This is a genomic window from Providencia sp. PROV004 (assembly GCF_011045615.1).
Lineage (GTDB): Bacteria > Pseudomonadota > Gammaproteobacteria > Enterobacterales > Enterobacteriaceae > Providencia > Providencia rettgeri.
In genome coordinates this window covers 193285-211907 of the sequence record NZ_CP042859.1, presented here as the reverse complement: position 1 = coordinate 211907, position 18623 = coordinate 193285, and the positions used below count along the sequence as shown (strand labels likewise).

Sequence of the window (18623 nt, the reverse complement as noted above, 5' to 3'; positions counted from 1 at the left end):
TTATGAGGACAGGCAATTATGAGCAATATACAAGATAGCATCGACCCAATTGAATTTGCATCGCGAGATGAGATCGAGTCTTTACAGTACTCTCGAATGAAGTGGACACTCACTCACGCCTATGAAAATGTCCCGATGTATCGCAAGAAATTCGATGATGCAGGGGTTCACCCTGACGATTTCAAACAACTCAGCGATATCGAAAAATTTCCTTACACGACCAAACAGGATTTACGTGAAAACTACCCATTTAGCACCTTTGCTGTGCCAATGGACCAAATCATCCGTATTCATGCCTCTTCAGGAACGACTGGGCGCCCAACTGTGGTCGGTTACACCCAGCGAGATATCGATAACTGGGCTGACCTGATTGCGCGTAGTTTACGTTCTGCTGGCACTGTCCGAGGCGATAAAGTCCACGTTGCTTACGGCTATGGTTTATTCACCGGAGGGCTAGGCGCTCACTATGGTGCAGAACGCCTAGGAGCCGCAGTCATTCCTATGTCAGGTGGGCAAACTGAAAAACAAGCACAACTGATCGCTGATTTCAAACCCGATGTGATAATGGTAACGCCCTCTTACTGCTTGAGTATTATTGATGAGCTTGAAAAAATCATGGGTGGAGATGCTAGTAAGTGCTCACTTAGATTAGGTGTCTTTGGTGCTGAACCTTGGACTGAATCCCTCAGAACAGAAATTGAAACCCGTCTTGGTATCAAAGCATTAGACATTTACGGTTTATCTGAAGTGATGGGGCCTGGCGTTGCTATGGAGTGCGCAGACTCAGGAGAGAGTGGCCCCACTATCTGGGAAGACCATTTTTATCCAGAAATTATTTCCCCCAATACCTTAAAACCATTAGGGGCGGGTGAGCATGGTGAGTTAGTGTTTACTACCCTGACAAAAGAAGCCATGCCTGTTATTCGTTACCGAACACGTGACCTTACCCACCTGATGCAGGGGGTCAATCGTAACATGCGTCGAATTGGTAAAATTACCGGACGTTCCGATGACATGATGATCATTCGTGGCGTGAATGTGTTTCCTTCTCAAATTGAAGAACAAATCATGCAATTTAAGGAGCTTTCCCCTCATTACCAATTAGAAATTGGTCGCCAAGGCAATATGGACAACTTATCTGTTCGTGTTGAGCTCAAACACCCTGAACAGCTCACTTATGATGAACGCTGTAATATCTGCCACCATTTAAAGCATCGAATCAAATCGATGGTAGGTATTAGCACCCGTATTAGTATTGTAAATTGCGGTGATATTCCACGCTCTCAAGGCAAAGCTGAACGGGTAATTGATACTAGAATTGCGATTTAATTCAAATTATTAAGGCATATTGGAATGAACTACTCTGATATGCCTTAATCTCTGAGAAAGTGTTAAAACAGGTAATGGAAGACAACCTTTAAATTTATGTCTACTATTTAGTAAGCCTTCTGATACATAAATTTTATAGATAAAATATAAATGGAAAATAAACTTAACCAATTCATACAACATGCAATAGCAAGCCAACCCATTAGTGGGACGTCTCTAATTAGCTCACTCTATGGTGATGCTTTGCATCATCGTGGTGGTGAAGTGTGGTTAGGAAGCTTGACTAAGCTGTTAGAACCCATGGGCTTTACTGACCGCTTTGTCCGAACTTCCGTTTTTCGCTTACAAAAAGAAGGTTGGCTTGATGTCGAAAAAATTGGCCGTCGCAGCTATTACCGTATTTCTGAGCGCGGGCAAAGTCGCTTTCGCCGTGCAGAAAATAAAATTTATCTAGCCGGGCAGCCTGATTGGGATGGAAAATGGGATTTACTCCTCCTTGAAACGGCGGATAAAGACGAAAAGATCAGATTAAAAAAGGAACTGAGTTGGCTCGGTTTCGGGCAATTTAATACGTCACTCATGGCAGCACCCAGTTGTGCCCAAAGTGATGTACCGACACTACTCAATGAACTCAATGCCACTGAAAATGCCATCTATTTTCACGCGGATTACCCCTATAGCCGCTCAGAAAAAAATCTCAAAGAACTGGTTTCTCATGCTTGGTCTTTGCAAGATATTTCAGAACATTATCATCAGTTTATTTCCTTATTTAGGCCACTTGCATTACTCCTTAAAGAAAATACTGACACACAGATTTCCCCTGAACACTGCTTTCAGCTACGTTTACTGCTGATCCATTTCTACCGCCGTGTCACGCTTAAAGACCCGTTATTACCAGATGAACTCCTTCCTGCACAATGGGAAGGCCATATTGCACGCCATCTTTGTACCAACATTTATCAACGCATTGATCAAGCGGCAACCCAATATGTTTCTGAACAGTGCGAAACCACTGTCGGGGAGCTTCCTCAACCATCCAGCGCTTATTATCGCCGCTTTGGTGGAGTGCTCAGAGATATAGCCGCCTAAATACACATTACAGGAGCCTGTATGCCCTTTTATCAAATCGATGGTATTACGCCCGTCGTCAGTCCTGAAAGTTTTGTGCACCCTACTGCTGTGGTGATTGGTGATGTTATTATTGGCAAAAATGTTTACATTGGCCCAAACGCCAGCTTACGTGGGGACTTTGGTCGCTTAATCATTAAAGATGGCGCCAATGTGCAAGATAACTGTGTGATGCATGGTTTTCCTCAGTATGAAACCATCGTGGAAGAAGATGGGCACATCGGCCATGGGGCGATTTTGCATGGTTGCCATATCAAGCGTAATGCCTTAGTCGGAATGAACAGTGTGATTATGGACGGGGCCGTTATTGGCGAGAACTCTATCGTCGGTGCTTGTGCCTTCATCAAAGCCGAGGCAATTTTCGCCGATAATAGTCTTATCGTGGGTACACCTGCAAAAGTCCTTCGCACCTTATCAGAAAAGGAAATTGCATGGAAAACCAGCGGAACCAAAGATTATCAAGACTTAGTCACGCGCTGCTTAAACACCTTTAAAGAAGTCGAGCCCCTCAAAGAAGTCGAAACGAACCGGCCTGTCTTGAGTTTTGAGAATATTATTCCTAAATCCCAGCTATAAGCTAGATGGGGCTAAAATACTTAGCCCCATCCATTATTTCGCTTTGCTACCAAATGGCGGTTTAGCAAACCAAACGGTAATAATCAGCGCAATAAATACCCAACCGCATAACCAGAAAATTTCATTTGCAGCAATAATTAATCCTTGGCTCGTAATTTGCTGAGCAATAAACCCGGAAGTCTGTTCGGTACTCAATCCATGGGCTGCCATTTCTTTATACATCCCTAAGGATTCAGGGTTATAATCGGTAATAAATTCCGTTAATTGACTATGGTGAACGGCTTCTCTATCACTCCACAGCGTTGTGGTAATAGAAGTCCCTATTGAACCCGCTAAGGTACGGAAAAAGTTAGCCAAACTCGATGCCGAAGCGAGTTTTTCAGGCGGTAAACCTGAAAGGGTTAATGTGGTCAGTGGCATAAAGAAGCAAGCTACTGCCATTCCTTGCACCAATTGCGGCCAAACAACAGCAGAAAAGCCCATGCTCGGTTCAAAAGTATATGCACGCCAGAAGAAACAAATTGCATAAAATACAAAGCTAAAGGTCACTATCCAGCGGATATCAAGAAAATCAGATAATTTTGCCACTGGAGCCGAAAACAACACAGGCAATAAGCCTATAGGCGCCAATGCGAGCCCAGCCCATGTTGCCGTATAGCCATAAACTTCCTGTAAAAGTTGCGGCAACAAGACAATAGCGCCGAAATAGGCCATATACGCTAAACTGACAGAAATCGTTCCGATGGTAAAATTGCGCGATTTAAATAACGATAATTCGACAATTGGGTTTTTATCTGTGAGTTCCCAAATAACGAGGAATACCAACGCAATAGCTGAAACAACGGCTAAGATGACAATTTCATTAGATGCCAACCATCCCAGTTCCTTACCTTTGTCGAGCAAAACTTGTAAGCAACCCACTCCCACAGAAAGCAGCGCCAAGCCAATCACATTGAATGGCACTTTCACGACCTTGGACTCCATCCCTTTGAAGATAATAGAGCCAACTATAATGACAAAAATTCCCAAAGGCACATTCATAAAGAATATCCAGCCCCAATGGAAATTATCACTAATATAACCACCAAAAATAGGACCGAATACAGGGGCTAAAATAATGGTCATAGACCAAAATGCTAACGCCATATTTTGCATTTTTGGCGGATAGCAGCGCATGATAAGGCTTTGAGAAAGTGGGATCACCGGCCCTGCAACGGCACCTTGCAATACGCGGTATAAAATTAGCATACCAAGGCTATCGGAAAAGCCACAAAGTAATGAAAATAAGGTGAAAAGCGCCGTTGCCCATAAGAAAACACGAATTTCACCAAAGCGCTTCGCCAAGTAACCTGAAATAGCGATAGAAATTGCATTCGATACGCCAAACGAGGTAATTACCCATGTCCCTTGAGACATAGAAACCCCAAGGTCACCTGCAATCGTCGGGATAGCCACGTTAGCAATCGTGGAATCAAGCACCTGCATGAAGGTCGCAAGGGACAACGCAATGGTTGCCCATACCAGTTTTGCACCCTTAAGTGGTTGAATATCTGCCACAACGGCTCCTTTCAAGCTAGTCTGCGTTATCGCTGATAATAGTGTCGATGATGTGGTCGACATCACTTAAGTTTAAGACCAACACATCACTTTCAAATGCAGGTACTGTACGCTGTACTTCCGCTAAAACAGGGCCATTTTGATCTTTAATATCGATGGTGACATTCATAGATAACCCAATGCGTAACGGGTGTTTTGCCACCTGCTCTGGGTCTAATTCAACACGTACAGGCAAACGCTGTACGACTTTAATCCAGTTCCCTGTCGCATTTTGGGCAGGCAATAATGAGAAAGCACTACCGGTTCCCATATCAAGCCCAACCACGGTACCGTTATAAACAATATCTGCCCCGTAAAAATCACTGTTGATGGTCACGGGTTGCCCAATACGGACTTTTTCTAATTGAGTTTCTTTGAAGTTCGCATCAACCCAAACAGGCTGAACAGGCACAATCGCCATTAAAGAACTTTGCGGACTGACTTGAGAGCCAACTTGAACATTACGCCGTGAAACATATCCCGTCATTGGGCTTTTAATTTCAGTACGTTGTAAGTTTATCCACGCACTGCGTACACTATCAGCGGCTTGCTGAATCGCAGGTTGTTTTTTGAGCTCCGTATTACGCAACAATGCGCGGTTGGCATTATATTGTTGAATAGAAATATCCAGAGCCGCCTGCGCAAGTTGCACAGCTTCTTGGGCGTGCTGCAGGTCTTCCTTCGAAATGGTACCACTGCGGCCTAAAGCTACACGACGTTGATAATCTTTTTGCGCTTGCGCAAGTGTCACACGATTTTTTTGAATTTGCGCTTGATACTCATCACCATTGATATACAGTTCTTTGGTTTTGCGTACGGTGGTCGCTAAATCATGTTTGGCTTGTTCAAATGCCAATTGCGCATTCGTTTTATCCAATACAACCAGTACATCCCCCGCCTTTACCAAGTCAGTATTTTCAAAGTTAACTTGAGTGACATTACCTGTTGTTTGCGCAATTATCGGGATCTGTAAGCCAGATACATAAGCATCATCGGTATATTCTTGAAAGCGTAAAACTAAAAACCAATAAACACCGTAGGCGACAAATAATAGAATGATAATTATTGTGGCTATCACTATCCATATTGTTCTACGTTTTTCATTAGTCGTTTTTTGATTATGTGTTTCTGAATGGGTTTCTTGACTCATAATAACTCTCAAGGTCTGAAATCAATATTAATTCTCCCTCTATATTTACGAAGTATATGTAATAAAGCAATAGTTAATAATTTACAATTAAATTAATTCCAACAAAAAAATTAATTCATTGATATAAAACAAATAATTAAAGGGAATCAGAGTTCAACATTAGATTAATGTTTATTATCAAAACAATGAAATTCATTCTTAATTAGATTAACGATAAAAATTAATGAAATAGTTCAAATGATATTTATTATGATAAAAATTCCGTCACTCAATTATTGATATTCTTTTTTTGATTGAATATTTCTATTTATTAGACCATATTTATGATTTCTTAACTTGGAGTTTTCATTTTTTATCGCGGGCTGCCGCTTGCTTTTTAATACCACTGATTGTCTCGATTTTCATTTTTGTCCTCATCAATACAACATTAATAAACTCAATACGGTGCTTAATAGAGTAACGAAGTACGTTGGTAATTGCTGGCCTTTCGGGCAGCTTTTATCTCTTTACCAGTACTTAATATTATTCATTAGGTTAACGAGGTTATCCCCAAGGATACAGGCTAATTTTGAATGTATGTTTCATATAACTCAAATTTCCCTAGTAGATGCTAGCGCTAGAGTAAATTCACGCACAACCAAACACCATAAACCAGAGTTAAACCTTAATTTTTCGTTAAGCTTGACAAAAATCGTAAAAGGGGAAAACACCGTAGGTGAAAATTCTTAGCTGAGATCAAATATTGCTCATAAATTAGCTAGCTCATTATTTATTTTTGATATGTTTTAGTGATAATATTCGCAAACAATATAATTATCATTCTCATTTATATTTACTAGGGATAACTATGACTTCGCAATATCACTACACCCTGATTGCCGCCGGTGTTTGTGCGGCTTTATCTTCATTTAGCGCTACAGCAGCAGACAATAAAACAGATACCATGGTCGTCAGTGCATCAGGCTTCTCGCAACAACTGCGTGATGCTCCTGCTAGCGTGACCGTGATCAGTGCAGACCAATTACAAAATAAACCTGTCCGTGACCTCGCCGACGCCGTTAAAGACGTGGAAGGGGTAAGTGTCGTTGGTGCTGCAAACAAACAAGATATTAATATCCGTGGCTTACCCGGCGAATACACGCTGATATTGGTCGATGGGCGCCGTCAAAACAGCCGTGAATCACGTCCTAATGGGAGCGGTGGCTTTGAAGCAGGCTTTATGCCACCTGTCGAAGCGATTGAACGCATCGAAGTGATCCGTGGACCTATGTCCTCCCTGTATGGTTCCGATGCAATGGGTGGTGTTATCAATATCATCACTAAAAAAGTGACTAATGAATGGCATGGCAGCGTCACCACTGGGGCTATTATCCAAGAAAACAGTGATAGCGGTAACTCGACTGACGGTAACTTCTATCTGTCTGGCCCATTAATTCAAGATAAACTTGGTCTGCAATTATATGGTGGTGGTAACTACCGTCAGGAAGATAAAATCTTAGAAGGTCATCATCAGCGTGATAACCGCAGCTTAACAGCTAAATTAACCTTTACACCACAAGAGAACCAAACCTTCTTACTAGAAGCAGGTCGTAGTACTCAAGAGAAAACATCGACACCAGGTAAATCTGGTGCTGAATATGAAATTCGTGGTGGAGACAAGCAATATAACTCTAAAGAAGAGTGGCATAACGACCGTAACCATGCAGCTCTGACTTATAAAGGTGAGTGGGATTCTTTTAATACTGAGCTAAGTGTTTACCAAGAAAAAACCAAACGTAAAATAAAATCCCAAGACCGTAATCAAACTACAGGCCATTGGGAAGGCGGCTATGAGGCTCGCGTACCAGAAATCACCAACACCGTTGTTGATGGAAAAGTGGTGGCTTTCCTGCCGGACAATATCCTAACCGTTGGTGGGCAATACCAGTACTCTAAATTGAAAGACAGCTCTTTGGTTTCAAAAGGCGTAATGGAAAAAACCAGTATGTCAGTCGATCAATCAGCACTGTTTGTGGAAAATGAATTTACCGCAACAGATGATCTGATCTTAACGGGTGGCCTACGTTTAGATCACCACGAAACCTATGGTAACCATTGGAACCCAAGGGGTTATGCTGTTTACTACCTAACCGATGAAATCACCATTAAAGGGGGCGTTTCTTCAGCTTTCCGCGCACCTACATTACGTGAAATCAGTAAAGGCTATGGCACCTCTACCCAAGGTGGTAACGGGATTATCTACGGTAATCCAGACCTCAAACCGGAAAAAAGTGTTAGTGAAGAAATCAGTATTGCCTATAACCATGAATCTGGCTTTAATGCGAGCTTAACCTTCTTTAATACCGACTTCAAAAACAAGCTAACTAGCTACTCACTTAATCAAGCCGATCCTAACCACCCTAATCTCACGTTATATACCTACGACAATGTGGGTAAAGCGAACATCAAAGGTGTTGAAGTTGCAACGGGCATTCCTATCGCACAGGATTGGAACCTCAACCTAAATTACACATACACCGATTCAGAACGTAAAAGTGATGATGAGAAATTAGGCAATGGTCTTTCCTTAAAAGGCTATCCATTGGATAAAACACCAAAACATATCGCTAATGCGAAATTGGATTGGAACTTCAATGAAGACCTAACCTTATACACACGTGCGCATTATGAAGGAAAACAGGTGTGGGCAGCACAACGTAATGGCTCAAAAGTACCTCGCTATCGTAGTGGCTATACCACCATGGATGTGGGTGCAACCTACCAATTATTTAAAAACACCAAACTGAACTTTGCAGTGCTAAATATTGGTAATGAAAAAGGACCTAAAATTGATAAAGTTGATGGAAACTGGGATGTTGAAGACGGACGCCGTTATTGGGCGAACGTTAACGTTAGCTTCTAATTAACTCTGAGGGTGTGCCTGTTTCAGGTATACCCTCAAAACCCTTAAATAGACTCAATAAATGAATAAAATCATATTAAGTAGCATATTGCTGTGTATGACCAGTTCCGCATTTTCCCGCCCAAGCCAGACTATCCCGAGTATGGACGAGCAAGTCAGCCAATTTTATGATATCCAACAAACGGATATGACTTACGGTGACCGTGCGCTGCGCATTTACAGTGCAGTGCCCTATAATGTCACCGCACAACGCCCTATCCTGTATATGCTTGATGGTAATGGTTTATACCCCAAAGCGGTTAATCGCGCAGTTGAAAAGCTGCCAGCGGATAAACTACCGATTATTATTGGGATTGGTTACCCCATTGACGAAGCCTTTCCAAAAGCATGGCGAACCTACGACTATACTCCCCCTGTTGCGGGTGACGAATTTAAACAAGGGGGCGGTTCCCCTGCGCTATACCAATTTTTAACTGACACTATTCGCCCATGGGCAGAAAAACAGTTTCCTATTGATAAAAGCAAACAAACCCTATTTGGCCATTCATTTGGTGGATTATTTACCTTGATGGCGTACCAACAACAACCGGATGATTTTCAGTTTTATGTTTCTGCCAGCCCGTCATTATGGTGGGGTAAAGGAAGTATGGTAGATTTAGCGAAACTGACAGCGAAACAAGCGGCTTCCCCCCTATTTGTGACTTTAGGCGGTTTAGAAGAGAGCCCTGATTTATCCAAACTGAGCGCTGAACAAGTGCAAAATTACCAAGCGCGCAAAAGTTGGATTAGCACACGCCAAGTTTGCACTGAGATTGCAAACCACCAAAGGCACTGTGAATTTAGGTTATTCGACGGCAAAAACCACGGTTCAGTGATCCCCGATGCTATCGATAAAGCCCTTGATGTCGCTAGCCAATAAGACTAATTGATGGGTTTTAGGAGATCGCTGTAGAGCTCTGCTAGAACCCCCTTTTCGCCAAATTCTTTACGGATCCACTGCGTCACAAGCCCAGTAGCTGAATGTTGTGTGGCTAATAGCATATGGGAATCTTGTCGTGGGTTCTGAATTTGTTTTGTTACCAACAAACCATGTTTAACATGGTCTTTGATCATATAATCGGGTAAAAACCCAATCCCTTCACCTAATATCTGACACTGGCATTTAGTATTAAAATCAGGCACTTGAATTGCTTCTTGCCCATGTAACAACCAACCCACCCGCTTATTAATGGTATGCGCGGTATCTTCCACCATAATATTGGGATAAAGGCGTAGCTGGCTCTCAGCGATGGGCTCTGGCATCAGTGCCAATGGGTGAGTTGCTGCGATAGCAAATTGCCAGTGAATCGCACCGATTTCAGTGTAGTCAATTCCACCGCCATCCATCAACGTACCCGGAGCACCAATCGCAATATCTGCATGGTTATTAATAATGGCATCCCAAACCCCATTATACACCTCGGTTGTCACAGTGATGTGGCAGGTAGCAAACTGTTTTTTTAATATTTGTAATAACTTAGCGGTATGATACGGCGTATATAATAACTGATTAATACAAATACGTACCCGCGCTTCAATCCCCTGCTCAATAGAATAAATACTTTTTTGAATGGAATGGAAATTATTGAGCAAGTCGGTTGCTTTACGATAAAAATAATACCCTGCTTCTGTGAGTTCAATATTACGGGTATTACGAATAAATAACGCGACATCTAAATAGGTTTCAATACGTTTGATGGTATAACTCACCGCAGAGGTGGTCACGCCTAACTCTTCCGCTGCTTTACTAAAACTCGCAAACTTCGCTGCTGTTGTGTAAGTCAGTAAGTTTTCTTCCGTAAAAATTGAGTTCATACCCACCGCCAAAAATGTTTAAAATTTAGACAAATCATGTTTTTATGTGAATAAAATTCAATAACGTAAAAATCAGATTATTTTTCGAGCATATTTTTATAGCTTAACAGAATTATTAACAACTGGAATAGATTAAATTTGATATGCATTTTCCCCAAGTAAAAACCCTACCTTTAAAGTCACTATTAATATTCGAAATACCTAATATTATTGAATTAAATAGGCAAACCAAGTATTAACATTCGATACAGATACGATCAATAAAATTACAAATTTAACAAATTAAAAACTTCCAATTTGATGTCTATCACAGAACTGAGTAAATCATGATTTTCGATTTTAATTAACAAAAAAAATCACACAATTTGGACCACAAAATAGCCATAAATCATCAAAAAACGCTAAAAAAGAATGCTCGCACGCACAAAAAAGCCAGATTATTGAATTAAATTCAATAATTAAATGCCCCATTGATGAATTAAATTTAAATGGATTCTTTTTATTAATGACAATTGCTATGCTCTAACCATCATATATTCGATGTAATCTTTAAATTGTCTTTATCTATGTTGGTAATAAAAACCAACCTAAGGGGAAAATGATGACCGCTAGTACTCTCGCTCACGATTTTTTAACCGCAGCTGAACAAGGACAATTAGAAATATTAAAAAGTTGCCTTGAAAAAGGTGTGGATATTAATACCACCAACCGTCAAGGTCGCACTGCTATCGTCAATGCTAGCCTGAATAAACATTATGAATGTGTTTCTTTTCTGATTAATGCAGGGGCAGATATTAATAAACAAGACCAAACCTGTTTTAACCCTTTTTTATTAAGCTGTCTTAATAACGACTTAACCTTATTACGCATTGTCTTACCTGCAAAACCCAATTTAGACTTATTAACCCGTTTTGGTGGTGTGGGAATTACACCGGCCAGTGAAAAAGGCCACGTAGAAATTGTTCGTGAACTACTTGAAAAAACCGATATTAATGTCAATCACACCAACTTTGTTGGTTGGACCCCACTATTAGAAGCTATCGTACTCAACGATGGGGGCGAAAAACAGCAGCAAATCGTTAAATTACTATTAGACCACGGTGCGAACCCTCATATGACGGATAAATATGGTAAAAAACCATTAGAGTTAGCACATGAAAAAGGCTACAGCGAGATTGCTGAGTTACTGATTGCAGCAGGAGCATAGCGAAATCATAGACTCTAAATAAGATAAGGAGGCATGTGAACGCATCCATATCTCATCGGCAAAGGTTATACGGGCTAACGGCTGATACACAATTTCTCAATCTGTTGCATCAGCCCTCACCCCAAGGAACGATAGAACAAGTATTTAATAAAGCCATTAACTTTTCTATTGATAATGCACTTTATACATTGCTTTGTTCTCAATTAGATAATGCTCCAAATAGTTGCCGATTAATCAATAAAAATTTTTCTCTTTTCAATATTAAAAAAGGAGAGTCCATTAATTTATTAAATAAAGAAATATTGATTGGTGATAATTATTTATTATCATTTTCTTTATGTAAAGAATGGCGGCAACCTGTTATCAACTTTAGCGATAACAAACTGAAAAATTCAAATTATTTATTATATATCGAAAAGCAAATAAATCGTTTGGATTTAATCTTAACTGAAAATAAAAGCTCTCTATTTAAATATCAGGGGGATAACTTTTTTTATCTCTCTATGACGAAGCAATTGGTTCAATTACGCTCTGAATTGATTGAATCAATAATTAAGAAAAATAAAGAAAATATTGTTTATGTGATCCGCCAGTTTGTTGGATTGGGTATCGGGCTAACTCCTTCAGGAGATGATTACTTAGTTGGGTTAATGGCATTTTTATTATTAATCGGTCATCCGGTTGCCACTTTTTACCCTGAATTTTTTAAGGGAATAACCCAAAGCTTAGGCCAGACGACACCAATCAGTGCCATCACATTAGAAAAAGCGTTAAACCGAGAATATCGTGAAAATATGCAGCAATTAATTCAATCATTAGTTGATGCGAAAGAAACCAATATTTATCCACAATTTTTAGAGATTTTAAATATCGGGTCGAGTTCTGGCAGCGACATGCTATTTGGCTTGCGAGATGCCCTGTATATCACCCATTATTTCGGAGAAAACTATGTCGACTAAAGTTGTCATAAAAAAGAATACCTATTTTGATTCCGTATCACTGATGTCTATTTCGACAAAAGCCAATCAACTCGACAATGTCGAACAAGCGTTTGTCGCGATGGCAACAGAGATGAACAAAGGCGTTTTACGTAATTTAGGGTTACTAACACCTGAATTAGAAGAAGCCAAAAATGGCGATTTAATGATTGTCATTAAAGGCCCAAGCGATGATGCCAACGAAGCCACATTAATTGCTATCGAAGAGTTATTTAATAAGAAAAACCAAGGTGGCGGGCAGCATGAAGCTAAATACGCCACTATTAATTCAGCGAAAACACATATCCCAGATGCCAACCTTGCCGTCATTTCAGTAAACGGTCAATTTGCTGCCCGTGAAGCGCGCATTGCCTTAGAAAATGACCTCAACGTTATGTTGTTTTCCGATAACGTCTCCATTGAAGATGAACTCGCGCTCAAACAGCTGGCTAGCAAGAAAGGCTTGCTGATGATGGGCCCAGACTGCGGAACTGCCATTATCAACGGAACTGCGCTGTGCTTTGGTAACGATGTACGCCGTGGCAGCATTGGTATCATCGGTGCATCCGGTACGGGTAGCCAAGAGCTCAGCGTCCGTATTCACGAATTTGGCGCAGGTGTTTCTCAATTAATTGGTACTGGTGGTCGCGATTTAAGCGAAAAAATTGGCGGTATCATGATGATTGATGCCCTAAAAATGCTCGATGCCGATGATGAAACCCAAGTTATCGCTCTGATTTCTAAGCCACCAGCCCCTAGCGTAGCCAAAAAGGTGCTAGAACAAGCAGAAAAATGCCATAAACCTGTTGTTGTGTGTTTCTTAGGTAGCCAACCACTACCAGAAGACAAACCGGGTTTAACCTTCGCCCAAAGCACCAAAGAAGCAGCACTGAAAGCTGTTCTATTAACCGGTATTCGCAAAGAAGATTTAGATTTACACCCGCTCAATTTACCGCTAATTGATGAAGTCAGAGCAAAACTGAAGCCTGAGCAGAAATACATTCGAGGCTTATTCTGTGGTGGAACGCTATGTGACGAAGCCATGTTTGCCGCGCTGGAAAAATACGATGATGTTTACAGCAATATTCAGCCAAACTCTGACTATCGCTTAAAAGACCTCAATAAAAGTATTGCACACACCTTCCTCGATTTTGGTGATGACGACTTTACCAACGGTAAACCACACCCAATGATCGACCCAACTAACCGTATTGAACGTTTACTGCAAGAAGCTCGCGACCCTGAAGTGGGCGTCATTATGATGGACTTCGTTTTAGGCTTTGGTTCTCATGAAGACCCTGTGGGCGTGATGATTGACGCGATTAAAGAAGCGAAGAACATCGCCAAACAAGATGGTCGTGAATTAGAAATTTTAGGCTATGTGCTGGGCACTGACCAAGACACCCCATCGATGGATGCGCAAGTCAAAATGCTAACAGATGCCGGAGTCATCTGGGCAAGTAGCAGCACCAATACCGGTTTATTAGGGCGTGAGTTTGTATGGAAAGGGGAGAAAGCATAATGACTTCATTATTTAAGCAGCCATTAAATGTCATCAACGTTGGCATCGAAATGTTCAGTGATGACCTGAAAAAACAACATGTTCCGGTCACGCATTTAAACTGGACACCTCCAGGACAAGGCAACGTTGCGGTTATTCGCGCCCTTGACCAAATTGAAGGTAATGCCGCACTACAAGAAAAAATTGCGGCGGCTAACGCCCAAGCCCTTGAGCGTATTATTCAATCTCAACCTGTGTTAATCGGTTACGACCAAGCGATTAATGTCGTTCCCGGCATGACCAAAAACACCATCTTACATGCGGGCCCACCTGTAGCATGGAAAGACATGTGTGGTGCCATGAAAGGTGCGGTCACCGGTGCGCTGGTTTTTGAAGGTTTAGCAAAAGATTTAGCGGATGCCGAACGTGTTGCGGCCTCCGGTGAAATCATTTTCTCCCCTTGCCATGAACATGATTGCGTCGGTTCGATGGCAGGTGTGACTTCAGCTTCAATGTTTATGCACATTGTTGAGAACAAAACCTATGGTAACCGTGCGTTCACTAACCTCAGCGAACAAATGGCGAAAATCTTACGCATGGGTGCCAATGACCAAAGCGTCATCGACCGTTTAAATTGGATGCGTGATGTTTTAGGCCCAATGCTACGCGACGCAATGAAAATCGTTGGTGAAATCGACCTACGTTTGATGCTTGCGCAAGCACTGCATATGGGCGATGAGTGTCATAACCGTAACAATGCAGGAACAACTTTACTTATCCAAGCGCTTACAACAGGGATCATTCAAACTGATTTCTCTGTTGCACAACAAAAGGAAGTGTTTGATTTTGTTGCAAGCAGCGATTACTTCTCCGGCCCAACGTGGATGGCGATGTGTAAAGCATCAATGGATGCGGCTCACGGCATCGAATACAGCACCGTTGTTACGACCATGGCGCGTAATGGCTATGAATTTGGTTTACGCATCAGTGGGTTACCAGGTCAATGGTTCACAGGTCCTTCTCAGCAAGTTATCGGCCCAATGTTCGCTGGTTATAAACCAGAAGACTCCGGTTTAGATATTGGTGACTCCGCTATCACAGAAACCTACGGTATTGGCGGATTTGCGATGGCAACCGCACCGGCTATCGTAGCGCTGGTTGGCGGTACAGTTGAAGAAGCGGTCGATTTCTCTCGCCAAATGCGTGAAATCACCTTAGGTGAAAACCCGAATGTCACTATTCCATTATTGGGCTTTATGGGTATCCCTACCGCCATTGATATTACTAAAGTTTCTGCCAGCGGCATTCTACCGGTTATCAACACCGCGATTGCCCATAAAGATGCAGGTATCGGTATGATTGGCGCAGGTATTGTTCACCCGCCGTTTGATTGCTTTGAAAAGGCCATGCTGTCTTACGCACAGAAATATGCTTAGTTTTCAGCCATAAAAAAAGACGCCCAACTCCGGTTGGGCAATAAAAATAAAACGAATACCCTGATTGATTTTATTTGAAAAACAGTGCTGTAACTCAAAATATAGGAACATACCCTAAATAATTTGAATTGCAGCTAGGCGGCAAGTAAACGAGACCCTAGGAGCATACATAAGTATGTGACTAGGGCGAGTGAATGCAGCCAACAACGCTGCGGTTCAAAGTATGACGGGTATACAGGGGAATACTTAAAATGAGTATATTCAAAATCAAGTGGAAACGTGGGGATTTGGCCGCCTACTTCGGCTTAATGACCAACAACCTAACCAACCTACTCACCATGATGGGCCTGTTAATTTTCGTTGTCGGCATCCCATCTGAAATTGTTTACGGTCGTATCGCTCCCGCCTTTGGTTTCGCTGTTTTACTTGCCAGTGTGAGCTATGCTTACTTTGGTCAGCAAATGATCAAGCAAACCGGGCGCAATGACGTCACCGCTTTACCATCAGGGCCGAGTGCGCCTTCTATCTTTACAGTGACGTTCTTAGTTATCATGCCGGTCTACCAAACCACACAGAATGCGGAATTTGCGATCCAAATCGCGCTGGTTTGGTGTTTTGTTGAGTCGATGATCCTCGTCGGTGGTTCTTTCTTAGGTGAAACCATCCGTAAGATGATCCCACGCACCGTACTGTTATCCTGTTTATCCGGTTTAGGGTTACTGTTACTGGCGATGAACCCAATGCTGCAAGCATTTGAAGCCCCAACGGTTTCATTCATTGTGCTGTTATTAATCTTCATTAACTGGTTTGGTAAAAAACCGATTTTTGCTCGCATCCCAACTGGCTTATTGCTGCTAATTGCCGGTACAGTATTGGCATGGGTTTCTGGCTTGCAAAGTGCGGAAGCAATCAAAGACTCAATGGCATCATTTGGTTTCAACCCACCGGGTATTCATATTGATAGTTTCTTCCAAGGCCTGCCACACGCTCTGCCTTACTTAGCATCAGCGGTACCACTTGGTTTAGCAAACTATATCTTCGACCTGGAAAATATCGAAAGTGCGCATGCTGCAGGTGATGAATACAATACGCGTAAAGTCATGTTAGCTAACGGTTTATCATCGACAGTTGGCTGTTTTATGGGTAACCCATTCCCTGTCACTGTTTACGTAGGTCACGCAGGTTGGAAAGCCATGGGAGCAAGCGTGGGTTATACATTAGCATCCGGTATCACCATGTTTATCGTACCACTATTCGGTATCGGTGCCTTCATGTTAGCTATCATTCCAATGACCGCTATCGTACCGATATTGGTATTCATCGGGGTCGTCACCGCCAACCAAGTTGTGCGAGAAACACCAAAAATTGAAGTTCCCGTTATCTTTATCTGTCTATTCCCATGGATTGCTAACTGGGCATTGACGATGGTTAATAGTGTTATGGGCGCAGCAGGCACCTCTGCGAGTGCGATTGGGGTTGAAACCTTGCTACACAAAGGGGTTTATTACCAAGGTCTGGTTCATTTAGGTAACGGAGCACCTTTAGCCAGTATGCTGTGGGGCTGTATTGCTATCTTTGCTATCCTCAATCAACCACTGCGTGGAGCCATTGCTGCTGCCGCGGGAGCAATATTAGTATTCTTCGGAATTATTCACTCCCCAGCGGTCGGAATTGCGACTGGTTCAACCTTGATGTTTGTTTACGCATACCTCATGATGGCAGCTTTATTTGTACTCAAACACTTTTTAGACAGCCGGAAATCGGTGGAAGAACAACAAGCTGAAAAATCTGAGAAACTCAGTAAGTCAGTGTAACCAAGCCAACCTTTTATAGTAGGTGTGCGCTGTACACCTACTATCAGCTAAATCTCTGTCTCAGGAAACATTAACAATGAAAGAACTCGTGGTTGTTGCCATCGGGGGCAACAGTATTATCAAAGATAACAACAGCCAGTCTATCGAAGCTCAAGAAAAAGCCGTTCAAGAAGTTGCACACCACATTAGTGACATGCTTGAAGGTAATTACAACATTGTTTTGACCCATGGAAATGGACCTCAAGTTGGATTAGATTTGCGCCGTGCTGAGATTGCTCATGAAACCGAAGGTTTACCTTTAACACCGCTGGCTAACTGTGTGGCAGATACTCAAGGTGGAATTGGCTATTTAGTTCAACAAGCTTTGACTAACGTCCTAGCAAAACGCCATAACCGCCAAGCGATTACGGTAGTGACGCAAGTTGAAGTGGATAAAAATGACCCAAACTTTAGCGCGCCAACCAAGCCGATTGGGGCATTTTTTACTGGGCAACAGGCTCAGCAATTACAGCAAGAAAACCCAAACTGGCATTTTGTTGAAGACTCAGGCCGTGGCTATCGCCGTGTGGTGGCTTCCCCCGAACCAAAACGTGTTGTTGAATCACAAGCGATCCGCACCTTAACAGAACACAATTATGTGGTGGTTGCCGCAGGTGGCGGCGGTATTCCAGTCATTGATAACGGCAATGGTGGCTACAAAAGTGTTGATGCGGTGATTGATAAAGACCTATCAACAACCTTGTTGGCGAAAGAGCTCAATGCCGATATTTTAATTATCACCACAGGTGTCGAAAAAGTATGCATTCACTTCGGCAAACCTGAACAAAAAGCACTTGGCGAAACCACCACCAGCGACATGCAACGCTACATGGAAGAAGGCCATTTCCCAGCAGGTAGCATGTTACCGAAGATTGAAGCCAGCCTATCGTTTATTGCCAACGGTGGTAAACGAGTGATCATCACCACCCCTGAAAAACTACCAGAAGCTTTACGCGGTGAAACCGGAACCCATATTGTTCAAGGGTAAGTTTCTATAATCTGGATCATGCGAATTTTTTGTTCGTCGCAAACTGCAGTATCCCTCAGATCGTTTGATGACGATCTGGGTGGATAAGTATCGCTTAAAAACAGGAAATTCGGCAGTAAATGGATA

14 protein-coding genes are annotated in these 18623 nt (G+C 42.2%); 11 read left to right on the top strand and 3 right to left on the bottom strand.

From position 1 onward, the window contains the following. Positions 1–18 precede the first annotated feature (18 nt). The 3 genes from paaK (at position 19) to paaY (ending at position 3033) form a co-directional block, all read left to right on the top strand. The gene (gene paaK / locus FVA69_RS00930) at positions 19–1329 is read left to right on the top strand and encodes a phenylacetate--CoA ligase PaaK (RefSeq protein ID WP_109912365.1); all 1311 of its coding nucleotides are present in this window, start codon (positions 19–21) and stop codon (positions 1327–1329) included. A 150-nt stretch (positions 1330–1479) separates the two neighbouring features. Beyond that, positions 1480–2418 (top strand): phenylacetic acid degradation operon negative regulatory protein PaaX, encoded by a 939-nt coding sequence (paaX, locus tag FVA69_RS00925; RefSeq protein ID WP_109912363.1) that lies wholly within the window; start codon positions 1480–1482, stop codon positions 2416–2418. Positions 2419–2439: 21 nt separating this feature from the next. Next, positions 2440–3033, top strand: a complete 594-nt coding sequence (paaY, locus tag FVA69_RS00920; protein ID WP_117162923.1) for a phenylacetic acid degradation protein PaaY — start codon at positions 2440–2442, stop codon at positions 3031–3033. Positions 3034–3066: 33 nt separating this feature from the next. On the opposite strand, the gene FVA69_RS00915 is transcribed toward paaY, so the two are convergent. Together FVA69_RS00915 and emrA are read right to left on the bottom strand one after the other, a co-directional pair. Further along, positions 3067–4590 (bottom strand): DHA2 family efflux MFS transporter permease subunit, encoded by a 1524-nt coding sequence (locus FVA69_RS00915; protein WP_109912362.1) that lies wholly within the window; start codon positions 4588–4590, stop codon positions 3067–3069. A gap of 16 nt (positions 4591–4606) precedes the next feature. Further along, a complete protein-coding gene (gene emrA, locus FVA69_RS00910; RefSeq protein WP_109912360.1) occupies positions 4607–5779 on the bottom strand; it encodes a multidrug efflux MFS transporter periplasmic adaptor subunit EmrA in 1173 nt (390 codons plus the stop codon). An 847-nt stretch (positions 5780–6626) separates the two neighbouring features. Here emrA and FVA69_RS00905 point away from each other — a divergent pair. Both FVA69_RS00905 and FVA69_RS00900 read left to right on the top strand, forming a co-directional pair. Next, positions 6627–8681, top strand: a complete 2055-nt coding sequence (locus tag FVA69_RS00905) for a TonB-dependent receptor domain-containing protein (RefSeq protein ID WP_004266158.1) — start codon at positions 6627–6629, stop codon at positions 8679–8681. A gap of 61 nt (positions 8682–8742) precedes the next feature. After that, positions 8743–9600 (top strand): alpha/beta hydrolase, encoded by an 858-nt coding sequence (locus tag FVA69_RS00900; RefSeq protein ID WP_164528259.1) that lies wholly within the window; start codon positions 8743–8745, stop codon positions 9598–9600. A 2-nt stretch (positions 9601–9602) separates the two neighbouring features. Here FVA69_RS00900 and FVA69_RS00895 read toward each other — a convergent pair whose 3' ends face one another. After that, positions 9603–10535, bottom strand: a complete 933-nt coding sequence (locus tag FVA69_RS00895; RefSeq protein ID WP_109912354.1) for a LysR substrate-binding domain-containing protein — start codon at positions 10533–10535, stop codon at positions 9603–9605. A 601-nt stretch (positions 10536–11136) separates the two neighbouring features. On the opposite strand from FVA69_RS00895, the gene FVA69_RS00890 reads away from it, so the two are divergent. The 6 genes from FVA69_RS00890 to FVA69_RS00865 all read left to right on the top strand — a co-directional run bounded on the left by FVA69_RS00890 (position 11137) and on the right by FVA69_RS00865 (position 18497). Continuing rightward, the gene (locus FVA69_RS00890) at positions 11137–11742 is read left to right on the top strand and encodes an ankyrin repeat domain-containing protein (RefSeq protein ID WP_004266162.1); all 606 of its coding nucleotides are present in this window, start codon (positions 11137–11139) and stop codon (positions 11740–11742) included. A gap of 35 nt (positions 11743–11777) precedes the next feature. Continuing rightward, on the top strand, positions 11778–12701 hold the full coding sequence (locus FVA69_RS00885) for a DUF2877 domain-containing protein (protein WP_123382648.1): 924 nt from the start codon (positions 11778–11780) through the stop codon (positions 12699–12701). Beyond that, positions 12691–14241, top strand: coding sequence for an acyl-CoA synthetase FdrA (gene fdrA, locus FVA69_RS00880; RefSeq protein ID WP_109912346.1), 1551 nt, complete (start codon positions 12691–12693; stop codon positions 14239–14241). The genes FVA69_RS00885 and fdrA overlap by 11 nt, the downstream gene beginning before the upstream one ends. Next, positions 14241–15656, top strand: coding sequence for a DUF1116 domain-containing protein (locus tag FVA69_RS00875; RefSeq protein ID WP_109912345.1), 1416 nt, complete (start codon positions 14241–14243; stop codon positions 15654–15656). Before fdrA ends, FVA69_RS00875 begins: the two co-directional genes overlap by 1 nt. A 251-nt stretch (positions 15657–15907) precedes the next feature. Then, positions 15908–17470, top strand: a complete 1563-nt coding sequence (locus tag FVA69_RS00870) for a hypothetical protein (RefSeq protein WP_004266166.1) — start codon at positions 15908–15910, stop codon at positions 17468–17470. Between the two features lie 76 nt (positions 17471–17546). Then, complete coding sequence (locus FVA69_RS00865; protein WP_110731485.1) at positions 17547–18497, top strand: carbamate kinase family protein; 951 nt, start codon at positions 17547–17549, stop codon at positions 18495–18497. The last annotated feature ends 126 nt before the right edge of the window (positions 18498–18623 follow it).